Raw genomic sequence first — 17,996 nt, forward strand, 5'->3', positions numbered from 1 at the left:
AGGTGACTGTCGTCGCGCCCCATTTTCCCGGCATGGAAGAATTCGACCGCGCAGAACCCGCTCAAGTCGTTCGCTTTCGTGGTTACGGTTTGGGGCCGTTACGCGTAGTGCCGATGGCGATCCGATCGTGGCGCCTGGTGTGCCAAGCCGACCTCGTGCTGGGCATCAATGTCACCCACGGCGGCATCATCGCCTATATGGCAAACCTCGTGGCAAAGAAGCCCTATGCGCTGTTTGCCTACGGGTACGAGTTCCTGAAATACCGCCACCGTCCCTTGATGCAGAGTGTCCTGCGCGCGGTTTACGCGCGCGCGCGCACTGTCGCCGCAATCAGCCGGTTCACTCGCGACGCCCTCGCCGGGTTTGGCGTCGATGACAAGCGAATCGCCATGATCCTGCCTGGCGCGCCGCCCGCGAAGCCCGTTGCCGATGATGTCCTTGAGCGCGTACGAACGAAATACGTGCTGGAAGACCGCAAGGTCATCCTGTCGGTCGGCAGGTTGATTCCCCGGAAGGGCCACCTCGCACTCGTGCGAGCCATGCCGCGCGTGTTGGAGCAATTCCCGGACGCGTGTCTCATTGTGGTGGGCCGCGGCCCCATGATGATGGAGTGCTCGCGGGCGGCCTGCGAACTCGGTATTCGCGACGCGGTGCGTTTTCCCGGATACATCCCCGACAGCGACGTGACGGCGTTATACGCCTTGTGCGACGTGTTTGCCTTGCCGACGGGCGGCGATGACGACGCCCACGTGGAAGGATTTGGCCTGGTGTTCTCCGAGGCGCACGCGCATGCGAAGCCCGTCGTCGCGGGCCGCGCGGGAGGTGTCTCGGACGCGGTGCTCGACGGCGAGACGGGGCTATTGGTGGAGCCGGGCGACGAGGAATCGACCGCACATGCGTTGATTCGCCTGCTTGCTCATCCCGAACTGGCGCGCACGCTGGGCGAGAACGGGCGCAAGCGCGTTGAAACAGAACTCAACTGGACGGTGTTCACGCGCCGCCTGCTGGAAGCGGTTGGGCCGCTGCCATGAGACGCATTCGCGTTGCGCACGTTATCACGCGGTTGTGCAAGGGAGGCGCGCAGGAAAACACGTTTCATACCGTTCGCCTCGCACACCGCGACCGATACGAAGTCGACTTGATTAGCGGGCCAACCCAGGGCGCGGAGGGAAGCATTGAAGATGCAGTGCGCGACGCGGGTATCGACATCCTCCGCGTGCCCAACCTCGTGCGCGAAGTGCGGCCAGCCCAAGATGTCCGCGCCTATCGCAACCTGCTAGAGCTGTTCCGCGCGCGGCGCTACGACATCGTGCACACGCACACGTCGAAAGCCGGATACCTCGGACGCCTGGCGGCAGCACGCGCTCGCGTGCCCATTATCGTTCACACACCGCACGGGCATATTTTCTTCGGCTACTTCAATACCATCTTGACGGCCGTGTTCACGCTGATGGAGCGCCACGCCGCCCGACACTCCGATAAGCTTATCGCTCTGACCCCCAGGGGTATCCGCGAACACCTCGAACAGGGCGTGGGCCGTCCCGAACAATGGACGTCCATTTTCAGCGGTATCGACCTGCACCCCTTCGAAGACGCGGTGCGCCGTCGGGACGCGACCCGCGCAAAGTTGGAGATACCGGAAGACGCTATCGTCATCGGTGGCGTGGGCCGCCTTGAACCCATCAAAGGTTTCTCGTACTTTATCGCCGCGGCGCGTATAGTGGCGCAACGCGTTCCGCAGGCGCACTTCATCGTGGTAGGCGACGGCTCCATGGCCGACGAGTTGCGCCGGGCGGGCGCGGACCTGGGCAGTCGGTTGCGATTTCTGGGACTCCGCAAAGACGTGCCCAATTTGATGGCTGCAATGGATGTGTTTGTCGCGCCCTCGGTGAACGAAGGCATGGGGCGCGTGCTGGTGGAAGCGGCAGCAGCCGGCGTGCCGTCCGTGGCATCGGCGGTGGGCGGCGTGCCGGATATCGTTCGCGACGGCGAAACGGGGTTCCTCGTTCCGCCCAAGGATGCGAACGCGCTGGCCGAGGCCATTCTGCGGCTGACGAGCGATGTTTCGTTGCGCGCGCGAATCGGCGCGGAAGCGCGCGCGCACGCGCAGGGATTCAGCCTGGATCGCATGGTGACGGAAATAGAAACGCTGTACGAGAAATTGATCGAGGAGAAACAACTTGACACCTGAAGACGTGTTCCTTTCGAAACAGCGCCTCCTGGTTATTGCGCCGCACGCGGACGACGAATGCTTCGGCTGCGCGGGCACCATGGCACGCATCAAACATCTCGGTGGCGAGGTCTATTGCATCGTATGTTCCGTCGGCGACCTCAAGCACTACGACGGCAAAGAAGGGATCGTCTCCGGAAGTACCCGCGAACAGGAATTCGCGAAGGTGATGGAGTTTCTGAAAGTCGATGACTGGGAAGTGCTATACCGCGACGCGGAGACGCACCTGCGCCTCGACGTGATTCCCCGGCGCGACCTTGTCGCTAAGTTCGAACGCGAAGCCCGGCTGGCGTTGGACCGCCTCAAACCCACCATGCTTGCGATTCCGGTGTCGTCTTACAACCAGGATCACGAAGCCGTGTTTCGCGCCTCGTGGACCGCGGCGCGTCCCGGCGTGCCTACCGCAAAACCGTTCCAACGCATTGTGCTCGGCTACGACAACACCTCGCTGTTCTGGAGCCTGGAGCGCGAAAAGTTTCACCCGAACTTCTACATAGACATTTCGGATTTCCTCGAGCACAAGCTCAAAGCGCTTACCATGCACGAATCGCAAATGCGCGATCCGATTCACCATTCGAGTCCGCAAAACGTCGAGTACACCGCGCGCGTGCGTGGCCGCGAAGTCAGCGTCGAGGCCGCGGAAGGGTACATGGTGTTTCGCCACGTATTGTAGGATGGGATGACGCGAACACAATCAGACCAGGAGGCACCTTTCATCGGGTGAAATGACATGAAGCACAAGGTTCTTCGCATTGGATTTGCAGTAGTGCTTCTTCTGTTCGCGGCCGCGGGCTCGGGAGCATGGCTGTTGTCGGGCAAAGCGTTCGAACGCACTCCGGGTCAGTATTTTGATTCCAACGGCGTGCGCATTTACTACATTGAAGAGGGTAAAGGCGAGCCCGTCATTCTCGTTCACGGGTTCGCCGCAAATGCGGACCTCAATTGGCGAATGCCCAAGATCATTGAGGATCTGTCGAAGGACTACCGCGTCATCGCGCTCGACAACAGGGGACACGGTCTTAGCGACAAACCGCACGAAGCCGGCAAATACGGCTTGGAAATGGTGGAAGACGTCGTCCGTCTTATGGACCATCTGAAGATTGAGAAGGCGCATGTGGTCGGATATTCCATGGGCGCATTCATCACGCTGAAACTTATCACGATGCATCCCGAGCGCTTGTTGAGCGCGGCGCCCTGCGGTGGGGGATGGGAGAAGAATGCGGGTGAAGATCGCCAGGTATGGCGCACCGAATTGATCGCTTCGCTCGAACAGGGTAATGGCTTTGGCCCGCTCATGACTCTGGTTGACCCCAAGCGCGGTCTGTTCAGCGGCATTCGGAAATGGACAGTCAATCGCACGCTAAAAGGTCTGAATGACCAGGCCGCGTTAGCCGAAGTGCTGCGCGAACTGCCCCAGCTTGCGGTCACCGAGGAACAACTGCGCGCAAACACAGTTCCTACGTTATCAATCGTGGGTTCCGACGATCCTCTGAAGACCGGCGTCGACAACATGACGGGTGTCATGGCGAATCTTGAAGTCGTGGTTATTCAGGGCGGCAATCACATCACGCTGCTCCGTAAGAAAGAACACAGCGAACAGTTCATCAAGGCCTTGCGCGAGTTTCTCGCCAAGCACCGCGCCACTGCGGCAGCGCTCGGCGAAGACGCAACGCGTGAGGTTCAGTACGCCCCGTACCGGTGGGCCGCCTCGATGAAGGCGATGTAGTTCGCTTCAGTCTTCTTCGAGAGTGGACTGGTAATGGGCGAGGCCGTCGGCATGATTACGTAGCCCCCTCCGGCCTTCGCATCTTCCATACACTGTCTCACCGTTCGCTCAACTGACTCGGGCTCATCCAGCTCCAACTGCTTCAGCTCGATGTTGCCGAACAGGCACAAGCGATCGCCGACGCTACGCTTCAAATCCGCCAGCGTTATGTCGCCGTCGGGTGGCGGCTCACACGGATCGAGCGCATCGCACTCGGTTGCGACAATGGCGTCGATCACGAGTCCAATCCGCCCGTGGCTGTGCAAACGTACCTTCGCGCCGTGCTCGTGCAGCACGCGGACCATGTCGCGCGCGTACGGCGTCACGAACCTCGCAAACAGCTCCGGCGGCAGGTAGGGCGGACTGGCATATTCCGGGCCGAAGATGCGGTACAGATCGAGCACGCGCCCGGAAAGCATGCGCCGCAAGTTCTCCATGTTGCGCTCGTGCAGCGTATCGAGCGTACGTATAAAGTGCTCGGTTTCCGTGAGCGCCCACACCGTGAACGCGCCGAACTCCATCATCTCCGCCGCAAGACACAAGGCATCCGGCACCGACGCCATCAGAATGCCGTGGTCACCCACCTCGCGGGCAATCCGATCGTAATCGGAATAGTCGTACGTCAGAGGCTCATACGGAACGGACAGCGCCGCATCCACATCCGACGGCGATTTGCAGCAGCGCTCCGACCGCCACACGGTGTACACGTTATCAACCACTTCGGACATTTCCGTGAGTGGACCGCGCGGCGTGTGAATCGTGCGCCGCGTGATGACGCGATCTTCCCCGCGCTCTTCAGTCGTCTCTATGGGCACGCGCGCCGACGATTCAAGGAACGTTACGTTGCTGGCCGGGTCCCACATACAGACACAATCCGTGCCTTCACGAATCGCGTCCATCATGACCTTGTAGGAAGGGTCGATGTTCTCGAAGGCCTTCGAATTCCAGCCCGACAACTCGTAGGTCGAAATGGGCACGCGGTCGGGTATTTTGCCGTTTAGTGCACAGAGAAGCCGCTCGCGCGAAGTCATGATTCACTGCCCACCCGGCAGCACGCTGTCCAAAGTATCGTCATGCTATCCCCCAACGATCCGCGCGCTTTGCAGTGACGCGGACTACGACTTCTTCTTTCGTCTTTCTCCGTTGTCCGCCGGAGCCGGCGTAGTCGCAGCGCGCTTGGAGCGAATGGCGGCGCGCCGCGCATACAGCACGCACCCCATACCAGCGAGAAACAGCATGCCCACAATGGCCGTGCCCACATACGACTGCCCGCGCGCCTGAAAGTTGGTCGGGTTTAGCGGATCATACATCACCGTCACGCTCTCGCCGTCGCGAACTAACTTCTGGTACAACGGCAACGTGCCCTTGACAGTCTGAGCCATGATGCCCGTCGAAAGCTCGTAGCGCAGCCGGTATTGTTCCGTGTTGATGATTTCCACCGTCCCTTGAATGGGCGTGCCGCGCCAATCCAGCGAAAAGGACTCCCGCAGTCGCACAAGCTGCGCGACATACACGGCGCACCCTACCAACGCGATGCCCGCGAGGATCAACACAAGCATGCGCCACGTGCGGAACGGTGGTGTGCCGGTTGAACTATCCAATGGCTGCCGCAATCTTCTGGAGGTGTTTTACGTCCTCTTCGAGGTACTTGAGCCGTTCGTCGCCTTCATACCGTTCGAGGGATTCGTCTTCCAGGCACAGGTCGCCCGTGTATCCGGCGTTCTTGAGCAGTTGCGCGACGCGTTGAATATCGATGTCGCCTTGCGCAATCGGACACATGTACGTGCTGTATTCCCAACCCGCCTCGCGCGTGATTTCGCGCTTGTCTTCTGGGTAATTGATGTTTTTGATGTGCGTGTGCTTCGTGTGCGGCGCGAGAATGCGCAAGATTCCGTAGACTTCCGATAAAGGATAACCGCGCCAGTAGAAATTGCCGACGTCCATCGTCGAACCGAGCCGATCGGAACCGACCTCCTCATACACATTTAAGAGAAAAGCGAGGTTGTTGCCTTGAAAACCGTGGTTCTCAATTCCCAACGTCACCTTCGAGCCGCTGGTGCGGTCAAGCGCGCCCTTCAACCCCTTCGAAAACATATCGACGCGCGTCCCAAAATCGAGTTCGCGTTCCTTCGACATGGCCGAATCGATGCGAACGCACGACGCGCCCAAGCGGTCCGCGATTTCGATGGACCGAGCCAGCCATGCGATGCTCGCATCCATATCGCTTGCGCTGAAATCGCGCGCCGTGAGCAGACCGCACGCGCGAATGCCCACGTTGGCAAGACGTGCCTTGTACGCGTCCACGTCCGCGTCGTTCGACAGCACGATGTTGTCGTGCGAATCCATCGCACGGACCTTGAAATCCTGCTGAAGGTTGATCTCCACGGCCTCGACGCCCATCTTTCTCATCAATGCCGCAGGGCTTTCCGTACCGCCCGAGGCGACCATGTTATCGCGAACCGACACGTACATTGCGTGATCCTTTCCTGGATTTGACCCGAACCGTGCAAACGAGGCAACGCAATCGACGTGAGCACAGCCAACTCAAGTGTACACCCTTGGTTTTTGCCCCCACAACAAGACATGCACGACACGAGACTTGCTTCATGAAAGTGGAAATGCGAACCACCACGCGCGAAACAGTACTAATCGCCAGAACGATCCACATCTTCTTCAACGTCGCGAGGCCAAATATGGAACGCGATTTACACGATTCACAAAATTGAAACGATTACCGGTGCCATCTTCAGCTATTCCACAGAGAAGTCATCCTTTACGTCATGTCCAAGTTCTGTCTTCCGCGCCGACGGCGCATTACATGCTAGCCTGGGGCAGAGTCCTCCGAAGGAGGACGTCGCCCCAGGTAAGCGCCCAACCCTGTCGTCCGCTCTGAAAGAGCATCACACGACCCACGAAACCTGTCACAACACGGCTGCCTGCTAGCGGAGAATCAACACCACGGCGTCGTCCGGCAATGCCTCCAGCGGCAGCGGATTCGCCTCGATAGTCACGCCGCCATCCTTGCCCACCAAAACCGCAATGGCCTGCGCTCTCGGCTGCAACGATAGCGTGAACCGCCACCACTCGCTGCCGATGGGCGCCGCTTGCCTCCATGCCACGGTGCTCGCATCGGGTGGCGGGGAGTGCGGCGCGACCCATAGCATCGGGACTTCCGCTGCCACCTGCCGGATCTTGGTCCACACCCGAACCGCGTATCCGTTTGCCGACGGACGGTACGCCACAATCATCGGCAACAGATCGTTCGGGAAGCCCTCCGGCACCGGCTCTACGCGGGCGTCAATCCGGTCGAGCGTCGCGCAGAGTCTCTCGTGGGGCCATGTGCTCAGTTCCTGTTCAACTTCGGGAACCCCAAGCAAGAACGCCAACGCTTCGGCGGCCCTTTCGTGCGGTGTCTCGATCAGCGAAAGTTTAGGCTCTCGCCGGGCCCGGCTGTCGAGTAGCGACAGAGCGGCCTCAGTCTGTCCCGTTTCTGCGAGGGCCACCTCCTGCGCTAGCGATGCATCCGCATCCGTCACGTTGGACGTGAATTCGCGAAGCGCGGCGAGAAGCCGCTGCACGTCTTCCTGAGTCGGCTCCGGCAAGAGGGGCCTCAAAGGTCCCGCGAAGCGGACCGATTGTCCAAGCGAATGCGCCGCCCAGTGGGGGCGCTCGTAGGCGAGCGCCACCTGCGACTGCGACAAGTAAAGGCTGCGCTCCTGCACGCCAAAGGCGCGCAACGCGGCGATGCGGTCGAACGCGGTTTCGCGATTGCCTTGCTGAATGTCAGCAATATTTGCGGTCCGGTAATTGCGCGGGTCGGCCACATTGCCGGGCCACACGGTCCACACGTTAAGCAACGCAAGGAGTACGATGGGCGACGCGAACCACAATTGGGTCGGCTTGCGGGGAGGTTCCGGCGCGTCGCGCAATCCGAACGCGGCCGCAACCCCAAGCAGAAACCCGTGCATCGGCACAACCTCGAACGGCAATGCGAGCCATGCCGCCACGGCAACAATTGCACCGCTGACAACAGGGTGAAACACGGAACCACGCTCGCGCCGGAGCGCAGTCGCGTTTCGCGACGCAATCCAGACAGCAAGCCACAGTACCACGGCGCTCGCCGCGACCTCGGGCCAGGAAGTCCTCAACCCCGCCAGCGGACGCCACTCCACAATACGTTCGAGAGCCGGAAGCGTATTGGTCATGAGTGCACTGACCACAAGCAGCCCAGCGACGACGGCGAACGATCGCGCGGCGCGCGAGACCCCTCGGGAGACGGCAGCGTAGATAGCAATCGCTCCACACACCAGGAGCGTACACAGCCCCGATGACAGCGTCGGCGCGAACGCGAACATGGGCGGCGACTCGAACAACCGTGTCGACAAGCGCGCGTGCGTTTCCTGAATGGTCTGCGCATCGATGAGGAAGGCCGTAGGCATAAGAAGTCCCGAACGCGAGAAGAGTGTGAGCGCGGCGACACATGCTCCGGAAACCATGGATAGCCACAGACAGTTCGCGAGCGTGTCTCGTGACCGCGTCGCATAGACTGCCGCCAAGTAGACAAGTGCCGTGAACACAGACTCCGAAGTCTCGCGGTGACCGCCCATGCGCGCAATCACGGCCATCAGCATCCACACCAGCGCGGGCCACAGCAGGTCGAAAGGAATGTCGAGACGCCTACGCCGGACCGCGTCCACCGCGCATATCCCAAGAAGAAAGACGCCCGTCAAGGTCGATAGCGGCAGCCAGAGTTGTGGCACGGTCTCGTACACGCCCCACGGCCACGCGAAGGCCATCACATATAGGACAAACCGTGACCCTGCGGGCGCTCGATCCAAGTCTGTTGTCACCGATTGCTACCTTGCTCGTCGACCCATTCCACGGGAATCCAACCACGGACGGAGTTGATCAAGTGAATGGCTGCTGCGGCGCGCACGTCGCTCTTCGTCAACACCGCTTCCTCGATTGCGCCTTCCGCCAACAGGCGCGCCCGAAACGTGCCCGCCAGCAGCGCGCACGGTATCGGCGGAGTCAGGCGCTTGCCTTCCACTTCCACGACGAGATTGGCCGTCGTACTCTCCGTTGCCTCGCCGCGCGCGTTCCACAGTATCACATCGTCGCAATCGGGACGCGACGCCCGCGCCGCCTCGTACGCCCCGCGACGCGTGGTCTTGTGGAACAAATACACGTTGTTCTCGTCGATGGGGTGCGCGGCGAAGCCCACCCGCACACGCGTCGACTCGGGCGCCGGCGCAGCCTCGACCCGCACACTCTGATCGCGTGAGAGCAACAACCGGACCTTCAAGGGCGCGTCACCATACTCCGCTCGCCATACTTCCCTCTTTGCAGTTAAGAGCGATTCGATCGCAGCCTGATCATAGTGAAAGTCGAAGAACGTGGCGCTATCGCGAAGACGTTCCAAGTGTTCAGAAAGTAGATAGTAGTCCTCACGCAAAAGGATCGATTCCAATAGATCGAAATGCTCGCCGAGGTTGTGCAGTACCGCCGCTTTCGACACGCATTCCGCATATTCGGCGGATGCCGACGAATCCCACGTGACGCCGCTTCCCACCGAGTACGTGGCGGTCCCCTTCTCAGAGTCTACGGTCATTGTGCGAATGGCGACGTTGAACTCCGCGCGCCCACCCGGCTCCCACCAGCCCATCGTGCCGCAATAGATGCCGCGCGGATGGGGTTCGATTTCCTTGATGATTTCCATCGTGCGGATCTTGGGCGCACCCGTTACGGAGCCGGAAGGAAACAGCGCGTTGAGTATTTCGGGTACGTTGGCGCCCGTGCGCGACGCAATCGTCGAAGTCATCTGCCACACCGTCGGATAGCGCTCCGTCTCAAAGAGGCGCTCCACATGCACGGAACCTGTTTCGCTGATACGGCCCATGTCGTTGCGCAGGAGATCGACGATCATCACGTTCTCCGCGCGTTCCTTCTCCGACGCGCGCAACGCTTCGGCAAACGCTGCGTCTTCCGCAGTCCACCGCCCTCTCGCGTGGGTGCCCTTCATCGGCCGCGTGCGCAACACCCCGTCCGCCAGCGAAAAGAACAATTCCGGCGACGCCGACAGCAATTGAAAACGCCCCGTATCCATGTACGCGCAATGATCGGATCGTTGCGACTGCGCCAATTGGTAAAAACAATCCAACGGCGAACCCGAGAACGTCGCGTCCATCGGAAAGGTATAGTTCACCTGATACGTATCGCCTGAAGCGATCCAGTCACGTATACGCGCGATGCACGCCGCATACTCTGCCTCCGACACACGCGGCTCCCGCGTACCCACGGCATAGTTATCGCCCGGTGGCGGTTGCCGCCGCTCATCGATGCCGTCGTAGAGAGCAAACCACAACAAGGGCAAGTCCGACGGATCGTGGCACGCGAGCGCGGCATCAAACGCTGGCGCGGCCTCGTAGGCAACGAACCCCGCCGCGTGCATTCCCTTCGCGACAGCGCGCTCGATCTGTTCCAGCGCCGGCAACACATCGCCGACGGTGCGCGCCTCGACGACATCGCGTGGGTTTCGATACCCCCGATGACCCGTCCTGGAGATGAACCGAATCTCGCCTGCTTCGCTCATGACTAACCTGCTGCTTCCGAAGCAGCAACCTTACCACACGCGGCATGACGGATTTCACTTTGAGACAGGACGCTTGTTGATTCGTTTTTTTAATCCAAACGAAATGGACCCATGTCTATTTTCTGCAATCGTCCGCAGACAGCCTCCCGTCTTTCGCGCGAAGGGGGGAATCCATCTTTGGATTCACTGCGACTTCCACATGATGACAATGGACTCTTCGCCTTTGCGAGATAGAACTGCCCGAGTAGCGCCGCGATCGCCAAATGCGGCGCAGCGTTGACCGTAATCTACGAGTAGGGCACAGGCTTACGACAAATCCAGCGGCCTCCAATGCAGTATCTTCGGAATGTACGCCCCTCAAATCGGGGCGTTCCAAATACGGTTGCTGCTTCAAGCTTGCGCGCCTTCGATGGCAGGCCAGAGTGGTTTAAGGCAGGCAACTCTAGTCGGCGACTGTGTCCTTGCCTACTGCTTGAGGAGGGCAACAACAACACTCTGCAGATCGACGGTATTCACCGCGCCGCTTTTGTCCACGTCGGCGTCGAATCCGCCGTTGGGCTGTCCCAGAATGGCCAGCACGACCACCTGGATGTCCGCTGCGTCGACAACGGCGTCGTTATTAACGTCGGCATCAATGGGTGTGAGTTCGACATCCTGCCGAGTTGCCGCGCCGTCGACAACCGTCACGTCTTCAACAGTCTTGTTCTCAAAACCAACCGCGGCAAACTTCAGGTCATAGGTTCCCGGCAACAGCAAGCGGTAATAATCGCCCACGTCGGCATCGGTGAAGACCGGCTGCGCATTCCCCGCAACCGTCACCTTCGCATACACGGGGCTGTCATCAACCGACGACGTCACAAGCCCGCGCACGCCCCTGTGGATGCCTTCGATATACGACAGCATCGACTCCTGGTTGTCTGACCAAAACGTCGGCAACAGCGCCGCGCTCGGCTTCTTGGTGGTAGACAACTCAACCGTGCCTTCGATGCAGCCGACATACCGGTAGTTCCAGTCCTGCATGCTTCCCGACGCTTCATACCACAGCGAGCCGTTCACAATGCCGTTGGTGAAAGACGGCGATGAATTCGTGTACATCGGCGTGTTGTGCGAGGCATAGCGCAACGAAAGCGCTTCAATCAGCGTATCGTCCGGAGTCGGCGCATCCACACCCGAGCCTTTTCCGTCGTCGTCATAAAGATAATTGAAAAGCAGCGCACCCGAATGGAGATTCGCCGACAACACAAAGCTGTTGTCGGCCGTCCACTGCATGACATGCTGAACCTCGATGGGCCTGCCTGTTTCATTTAGCGGCGACTGGTCAAAGAGGGTCCCCGCAATTTCCGTGCGTTCCGGGAAACTGCGGTTGAGGTCAGCTCCATTCGAGTTGTAGCGCGTACCCGCGACCAATCCGTCCGGATTCATGCACGGCACGATCCAGATGGCCGTGTTATCGACGAGGTCCGTCACGCGCTGCACGGTGCCATACTGCGCAAGCAGATAGTCGATCAGATACAGACAAAGTTCCGTGCCGATAGGTTCGTCTCCGTGCATCGTGGAAACGTACTTGAACTCGGGCTCTTCCTCATCCACGTCGGGATTGTCGGTAATCAACATCGCCCACAGTTCCCGACCCTGCACGCTTTGCCCGAGCGTATATATCCGGCAAATGGACGTGTGGTTATCGGCGTACGTCTGCAACTCCGTCGTGAGGCTTGTGTATCCGTGATACGCGCCCAACGCCTTCGGTTGCGCTGTCTCAGGTTCAGGCGGAGCCGTGGGTTGTTGCTCGACGCGGAGCATCGAGTAGCCGTCCGAATACAGCCAAAGCAGCTCGTCCGCGGTCACGTACAACGTGGCTACGTTGCCGTTGACGTTCGTGACGTTGTACCCCGCCGCCGACAGTTCATCCACGTCTTTGCCCGGTGTCGTGAGCGCAACATCCACCTCGAAGTAAGGACCCGTCCGGGTCTCCACAACGACGCGCTTAGGCAGAGCGGTATCGGCAGCGTGGACGGTCCCGGCCCACACCAATGGCCCGAGCACCGCCACCGCCACGGCTATGCGCGATAACCGGGTATGTGCGGAGCAAAACATTCCTCTTCCAAGCCCTACTGCGATGAACCCCATCCGAGATACAGACGCAAAAAAGAACGATGCCTTCCAAGACAGTGATAATTATACCGCATCCGGTTACAGAAAAGAAGAGAATTCTTGACTAATTTCCGATAAAAGTGCGATTTGGGGTGACGACGGGCGATCTGTCGGGTCCATTACCGTGCTGACGGGGTCGGGTCGGGCATCGGAGTCAATATGAGAGTCCCGTCCGTTTCCGTGGCCTTCAGGATTATCGCGCGCTCGTCCGGGTGGCGATTCGGGCGGTGCAACGACATCAGAAGAGTACCGTCGAAAGACGTGAAGAGCATGGCGTGTCCGCCATCATCCTCAAAAATGGGCTTCTCGCATTGCTTCCATGGCCCCAGGAGGCTTCCCGAGTCCGAAATGGCCAGAGCGGTTTTGTAGCCACCCTCGCCAAAGCTCGACCACAGCATCCAAAGTGCGCCCGACTTCGCGCGGTGCAGGAATGGGCCGTCCGTTACAAATCCCTTGTGCTTCGTGTCGCCCGTTTCCACGACCCACTTCGCATCGGTTGCCTTGAACAACAGCACCGGCTTGTCGATGGCGCGGTCCAACTCGGGCGAGAGCTTCACCGCACAGATTTCGCCGTCTTTCACCTGCAACCATTCATGACAGAACACCATCCACGGCTGCTGGGCATCGTCAACGAAGAGCGTGCCGTCCAGGCAGAGCCACTCTTTCGGCGTGACCGGGCCATCGCTGTGCACGCGAAACGGTCCCGAAGGCTTATCCGCAACCAGTACCTGCGTACCACGATTGCGCTCCTTCGAATGGAACGTCGCGAACATGTAATAGCGCCCCTTATACGCATAGACCTCCGGCGCCCAATACGAGCCCGTCGCCCAGAAGCCCTGCTCCGGCCTGAACACGGGAATCGGGCCCTTCCACGTCTTCAGGTCCGTGCTTGTGTACGCATCGAATCCTGTCGCGGCCGGAAGGTGCATGCTGGTTCCATACAAGTAATACGCGCCCTCCTCCGGCACGGGAAGCACAAACGGATCGCGAATTCTGAAATCCGAAAGCGACAGAGTGGCCTCCGCCGCAGTTGTTAGGCATGCGGCGGCAATCAAGAGGTGAGCAATCATGCTAGAGCCTTTCCAGAACATCCATCCTGACTACATGCGAGTGTGAAGTCGGCAGAAACGAAAAGCGCGGCGTCCGATCATTCCTGCCAGACGCCGCGCGAGGTTGCTACAAGCTCGAATCACCTACGGTTGGCCAGTCCCTACACCTTGGCCCACTCAAAGAATCGGAGCACGTCGTTCAACGCCTCTTCAACCGTGCCCGTCTTGCCGCATTCGAGCGACACAAACCCGTCGTACTTCGTCGACGCGATGGCTTTGAAGATGTTCGTGTAATTGAGCTCGCCGGTGCCGGGCTGTTTACGGCCGGGATTGTCCGCGACATGGAAATGCCCGATCCGGTCGATGTTGTTCGTGAGATTACGAATGACGTTACCTTCCGTGATCTGCTGATGATAAATATCGAACAGCATCTTCACGTTAGGGCTGCCGACCTTTTCGAGAATGTCCATGGTCTGATCGGTGCGCGTCAGGAAGTATCCCTTGTGATCGACAAGAGGATTCAAGGCTTCCATGATGATAATCACGCCGTTGTCTTCCGCGATGGGGGCAAGGCGCTTCAAACACGTCACCACGTTCTCCGTCTGCGCCTCAATGGACTTGTTCGGATCGGTGTTGCCGCTCAATCCAATCAGCCGCTTCGTGTTGATGTCTTTCGCCATCTGCACGTTTTTGCGGAACATCTTCTCCATGTCGTCATGCTTCGACTTGTCCACCATGTTGCCGGGAGCGATCGCGCCCACGCCGCCGATGCACGTGGATTCAAGACCAAGCTTCTCCGCAAGCGCGCGCGATTCCGCCACCTTGTCGGCATCCGGCCACATGTACTCGTAACCCGGAAATCCCCAATCCGCAATCGCCTGCATCTGCTCGGCCATCGTGCCTTCGAAGAACCCGGGTTGTACGCCCATGCGAAGCGGCAGCTTCGAGAACGGCTTGCCCTCCGGCGCTGCCGCCGAACTCACCGATGGACGAAGCAATGCCGCACCGGCAACCGATGCCGCCGTGGCAGTTAGAAACGAACGACGAGATACCATGTCAACACCCCCTTGGGCGGCACGCGCCCATTAACTGTTTCCTCCAAAATACAAAACGCCTGGCGGGGGACACAACCGCATTCCCCGCCAGGCGACTATTCACTTACGCAGGCTTGCCCGGAACCGGGATCGGACCCAACGGATACGGCTTGTCGAAGCTAAGGTCTTCGGGAACGAGGCTGAGATCGGAATTGATCGCATCGTCCCACTTCAACTCTTTGCCCGTATACGCGGACATGCGGCCCATGATCGCCGTCATCGTGCTTTCCGCAACCTGAACGCCTTCGTTGATGTACGGCGTCACACCGCGGATCGAATTCACGAGGTCAATGTGCTCCTGAACATACGGATCGATCGGCTTCTCGCCGCCCGTATCCATCATGTCGCAGCAATTGCTGCGGCCCTTCGAGCCGACCGCGTCTTCGAACACACCACCGTCCGCGCCGTCCCAGTGACGCGACATGCTCGTCATGCGCACGCCGTTCGCATATTCGTAGTCGCACGAGAACTGATCCCACAGATCGCCGTACTTCGGATCATTCGTCTTCCACGCGCGCCCGCCCGACGCGAACACCTTCACGGGATGGCCCTTCATCACCCAGTTCATGATGTCGAGATTGTGCACGTGCTGCTCGACGATGTTGTCGCCGCAAATCCAGCAGAACGCATACCAATTGCGAACGCAATACTCCAGATCGCTCCACTCGGGCTTCCGTTCGTGCGTGAACGGCAACGAACCGCACCAATACGCGCGCAACGCAACGATGTCGCCAATCGCGCCATCATGGATCTTCTTGATCGTGTCCACATACGCCTTCTGGTGACGGCGCTGCGTTCCCGCGACCAGGCAAAGCTTCTTTTCTTCCGCCTTCTTCGCGGCGGCAATAAAACGGCGAATGCCGGCGGGATCGACCGCGGCGGGCTTTTCCGTGAAGATGTGCTTGCCCGCTTCGACAGCCGCTTCCACGTGCTTCGGACGCGAATACGGCAGCGTGCCTTCCATCAGAATGTCGATGTCGGTTTCGAGAATGCCTTTGTACGCATCAAGCCCGATGAAGATATTCTTCTTGTTAACATCAACCTTCTTCGCGATTTCGTCGCCGCTGCTCTTGATCTTGTTCAGCGACGCCGTAAGACGATCTTCAAACAAGTCGGCCATCGCGACCAGCTTCACGTTCTCGTTGCCAATCAGCATCTGCGTGGCTGCGCCGGTGCCTCGTCCGCCGCATCCCAGCAAACCAACCTTCAACGGTTTCTTCTTGGCCGCCTCCGCGATTTCAAAACGACTCAACGCCAGCGCCGCGACTCCGGCCGCTGCCGACATCTTCGTGAAATCCCTGCGGGTCATTCCAAAGGTCTTGCCCTCACTCATACGTCCCTCCTCCTCCTCGTGCATTTGCGGTCGTATCCGATGCGAGCCCTTTCCACAACCGATACGCACTCGCGGAAAACGCTAGCATAGCATAAGGCCTTCAACTTCAGTTCTCGTTTTCACTCTTTTTGAAAGCAAGCAGCGCCGTACTTCCCGCGCCACACATTACGCAAACATGGCCGGATCCATCAACGGCACCTGATCCGGAACGATGGGCCGGAATCCCATACGGTCGATGATGTCCTTCTGAATATCCACGCCGGGAGCAACCTCCGCAAGCAACATGCCCTCCGGCACGAGCCTGAACACGCACCGCTCGGTGATGAACTTCGCATCCTGCCCCACGCGCCGCGCGCGCTTCCCGCTGAACGTGATCTGCTCCACAGCCTCGACGAACTTCATGACCTTGCCATCCTGGCGAATCGTGAGTTTGCCGTCACTGACAACGATGTCAGTCCCGCCCGCGGAAAATTCCCCGCAAAAAATGCAATGATGCGACCCCTGCGTCAGGTTAATAAACCCTCCACAGCCAATAATTTTCTGACCGAGCCGGCTTACGTTCACGTTGCCTTCCGCGTCCGCTTGCGCCAAGCCCACGCACGTCGCGTGCAACCCGCCGCCATCGTAAAAGTCGAACATCTGCGGCTGCGAGATGAACGCGGCAGGATTGCGCGCAGGCCCAAAATTCTTCCCGCCATCCGGCACACCGCCGATCACGCCCAACTCCGTGTTCATCGTGATCTGTTCGAAGAGCCCTTCCTCGAACGCGACTGCCGCCACGCCCTGCGGAATGCCGACGCCGAGGTTCACGTTCATGCCCGGCGTCAACTCACGCGCCGCGCGCCGGCAAATCACCTTCTCGACGTTCAACGGCATCGGCTTGATCACGTCGGACAACGAGACGGTCTTCTGCCCTGTAAAAGCCGGGTCGTGGTCCACAAACAACGTATGCGGATGCGCTTGGCGCGACTGCGCCACCACAACGTAATCCACGAATATCCCCGGCACCCGAACCATGTGCGGATTCGCGGGCTTATCGCTCAGCTTCTCCACCTGCGCGATAACGATACCCCCGTGGTTTTTCGCGGCCATCGCGACTTCCAGGCACTCGAGAAACGCAGGCTCGTCTTCGCACGTAATATTGCCGCTTGGGTCCGCGGTGGTACCCTTGAAGATGGCCGCATGAACCGGGAACGTCTTGTAGAAAAGGTATTCCTTCCCGGCCAGCTCGATGAGAGACACATAGTCTTCCTGCTGGCGCGTGCGCTGATTCATCTTGCCGCCGTCAATGCGCGGGTCCACGAACGTCTCAAGACCAACCGTGGTAATCACGCCCGGCCGATTCCCCGCGATCTCCCGGTACAACTGCGCCAACACGCCCTGCGGAAGGATGTAACATTCGATCTCTTCCATCACGGCCAGCTTGATGAGCAAATGATTGACGCCGATATGCGCCCCCACCATCCGCTTCAACATGCCCGGCACGGCGAAATTATTCATGCCCTTGTAGTCCGTTCCAAACGGACCCATCCCCGCCGTGAAAACGACCGTGAGATCCTTCGGCGAACCTTTGGCTGCATACACTTGCCGAAAGGCAGGTAATACTTCTTCGATCGGCATTGGGTTGACCAAGACGGTCGACCCATCCGGAATTTGACTGACTGCCTCTTCTGCGCTGACGACTTTGGCCATGTGCCGTTTCTCCCCCGGATCGTTTCATCAATAAAAGCGGCATAGAATACCATATTCCACACCAACGCCTGCAAGGAAATTGCCAAATGA

General features: G+C 59.4%; 14 protein-coding genes. 4 read left to right on the forward strand and 10 right to left on the reverse strand.

Annotation, left to right across the window (positions count from 1 at the left end; all coding sequences use genetic code 11):
* The 4 genes from K1Y02_18225 to K1Y02_18240 form a co-directional block, all read left to right on the forward strand.
* The coding region (locus K1Y02_18225) for a glycosyltransferase family 4 protein (GenBank protein ID MBX7258306.1) at positions 1-1,031 on the forward strand (1,031 nt) is incomplete at its 5' end.
* Complete coding sequence (locus tag K1Y02_18230; protein ID MBX7258307.1) at positions 1,028-2,191, forward strand: glycosyltransferase family 4 protein; 1,164 nt, start codon at positions 1,028-1,030, stop codon at positions 2,189-2,191. The genes K1Y02_18225 and K1Y02_18230, both read left to right, overlap by 4 nt.
* The gene (locus K1Y02_18235; GenBank protein ID MBX7258308.1) at positions 2,181-2,903 is read left to right on the forward strand and encodes a PIG-L family deacetylase; all 723 of its coding nucleotides are present in this window, start codon (positions 2,181-2,183) and stop codon (positions 2,901-2,903) included. Before K1Y02_18230 ends, K1Y02_18235 begins: the two co-directional genes overlap by 11 nt.
* 57 nt (positions 2,904-2,960) lie before the next feature.
* On the forward strand, positions 2,961-3,956 hold the full coding sequence (locus K1Y02_18240) for an alpha/beta hydrolase (protein MBX7258309.1): 996 nt from the start codon (positions 2,961-2,963) through the stop codon (positions 3,954-3,956).
* Here the strand turns inward: K1Y02_18240 and K1Y02_18245 are convergent.
* The 10 genes from K1Y02_18245 to K1Y02_18290 form a co-directional block, all read right to left on the reverse strand.
* Entirely contained in the window at positions 3,911-5,026 is a 1,116-nt protein-coding gene (locus K1Y02_18245) for a uroporphyrinogen decarboxylase family protein (GenBank protein MBX7258310.1), read from the reverse strand. The two genes, K1Y02_18240 and K1Y02_18245, sit on opposite strands and share 46 nt — an antisense overlap.
* Before the next feature lie 84 nt (positions 5,027-5,110).
* Positions 5,111-5,596 (reverse strand): DUF3592 domain-containing protein, encoded by a 486-nt coding sequence (locus K1Y02_18250; protein ID MBX7258311.1) that lies wholly within the window; start codon positions 5,594-5,596, stop codon positions 5,111-5,113.
* The gene (locus K1Y02_18255; protein MBX7258312.1) at positions 5,589-6,467 is read right to left on the reverse strand and encodes a sugar phosphate isomerase/epimerase; all 879 of its coding nucleotides are present in this window, start codon (positions 6,465-6,467) and stop codon (positions 5,589-5,591) included. Before K1Y02_18255 ends, K1Y02_18250 begins: the two co-directional genes overlap by 8 nt.
* Positions 6,468-6,934: 467 nt before the next feature.
* A complete protein-coding gene (locus K1Y02_18260) occupies positions 6,935-8,845 on the reverse strand; it encodes a hypothetical protein (GenBank protein ID MBX7258313.1) in 1,911 nt (636 codons plus the stop codon).
* Positions 8,842-10,587 carry an aminodeoxychorismate synthase component I gene (gene pabB / locus K1Y02_18265; protein ID MBX7258314.1) on the reverse strand — a complete coding sequence of 582 codons (1,746 nt, stop codon included), beginning with the start codon at positions 10,585-10,587 and terminating at the stop codon, positions 8,842-8,844. Before pabB ends, K1Y02_18260 begins: the two co-directional genes overlap by 4 nt.
* Positions 10,588-11,052: 465 nt before the next feature.
* The gene (locus K1Y02_18270; GenBank protein MBX7258315.1) at positions 11,053-12,681 is read right to left on the reverse strand and encodes a carboxypeptidase regulatory-like domain-containing protein; all 1,629 of its coding nucleotides are present in this window, start codon (positions 12,679-12,681) and stop codon (positions 11,053-11,055) included.
* A 176-nt stretch (positions 12,682-12,857) separates the two neighbouring features.
* Positions 12,858-13,808: a glycoside hydrolase family 43 protein gene (locus K1Y02_18275; protein MBX7258316.1), complete on the reverse strand. Its 951-nt coding sequence runs from the start codon at positions 13,806-13,808 to the stop codon at positions 12,858-12,860.
* A 140-nt stretch (positions 13,809-13,948) separates the two neighbouring features.
* The gene (locus tag K1Y02_18280) at positions 13,949-14,842 is read right to left on the reverse strand and encodes a TIM barrel protein (protein MBX7258317.1); all 894 of its coding nucleotides are present in this window, start codon (positions 14,840-14,842) and stop codon (positions 13,949-13,951) included.
* A 103-nt stretch (positions 14,843-14,945) separates the two neighbouring features.
* The gene (locus K1Y02_18285; protein MBX7258318.1) at positions 14,946-16,238 is read right to left on the reverse strand and encodes a Gfo/Idh/MocA family oxidoreductase; all 1,293 of its coding nucleotides are present in this window, start codon (positions 16,236-16,238) and stop codon (positions 14,946-14,948) included.
* Positions 16,239-16,379: 141 nt separating this feature from the next.
* Positions 16,380-17,906 carry an acyl CoA:acetate/3-ketoacid CoA transferase gene (locus K1Y02_18290; protein MBX7258319.1) on the reverse strand — a complete coding sequence of 509 codons (1,527 nt, stop codon included), beginning with the start codon at positions 17,904-17,906 and terminating at the stop codon, positions 16,380-16,382.
* Positions 17,907-17,996 lie beyond the last annotated feature (90 nt).

It is taken from the genome of Candidatus Hydrogenedentota bacterium (assembly GCA_019695095.1).
Taxonomy (GTDB): domain Bacteria; phylum Hydrogenedentota; class Hydrogenedentia; order Hydrogenedentales; family SLHB01; genus JAIBAQ01.

Coding starts and splice junctions, on each gene's coding strand:
- K1Y02_18275 (MBX7258316.1), bottom strand. CDS start 13,808: ATGATTGCTCACCTCTTGATTGCCGCCGCATGCCTAACAACTGCGGCG.
- K1Y02_18255 (MBX7258312.1), bottom strand. CDS start 6,467: ATGTACGTGTCGGTTCGCGATAACATGGTCGCCTCGGGCGGTACGGAA.
- K1Y02_18280 (MBX7258317.1), bottom strand. CDS start 14,842: ATGGTATCTCGTCGTTCGTTTCTAACTGCCACGGCGGCATCGGTTGCC.
- K1Y02_18240 (MBX7258309.1), top strand. CDS start 2,961: ATGAAGCACAAGGTTCTTCGCATTGGATTTGCAGTAGTGCTTCTTCTG.
- K1Y02_18290 (MBX7258319.1), bottom strand. CDS start 17,906: ATGGCCAAAGTCGTCAGCGCAGAAGAGGCAGTCAGTCAAATTCCGGAT.
- pabB (MBX7258314.1), bottom strand. CDS start 10,587: ATGAGCGAAGCAGGCGAGATTCGGTTCATCTCCAGGACGGGTCATCGG.
- K1Y02_18230 (MBX7258307.1), top strand. CDS start 1,028: ATGAGACGCATTCGCGTTGCGCACGTTATCACGCGGTTGTGCAAGGGA.
- K1Y02_18285 (MBX7258318.1), bottom strand. CDS start 16,238: ATGCACGAGGAGGAGGAGGGACGTATGAGTGAGGGCAAGACCTTTGGA.
- K1Y02_18270 (MBX7258315.1), bottom strand. CDS start 12,681: ATGTTTTGCTCCGCACATACCCGGTTATCGCGCATAGCCGTGGCGGTG.
- K1Y02_18245 (MBX7258310.1), bottom strand. CDS start 5,026: ATGACTTCGCGCGAGCGGCTTCTCTGTGCACTAAACGGCAAAATACCC.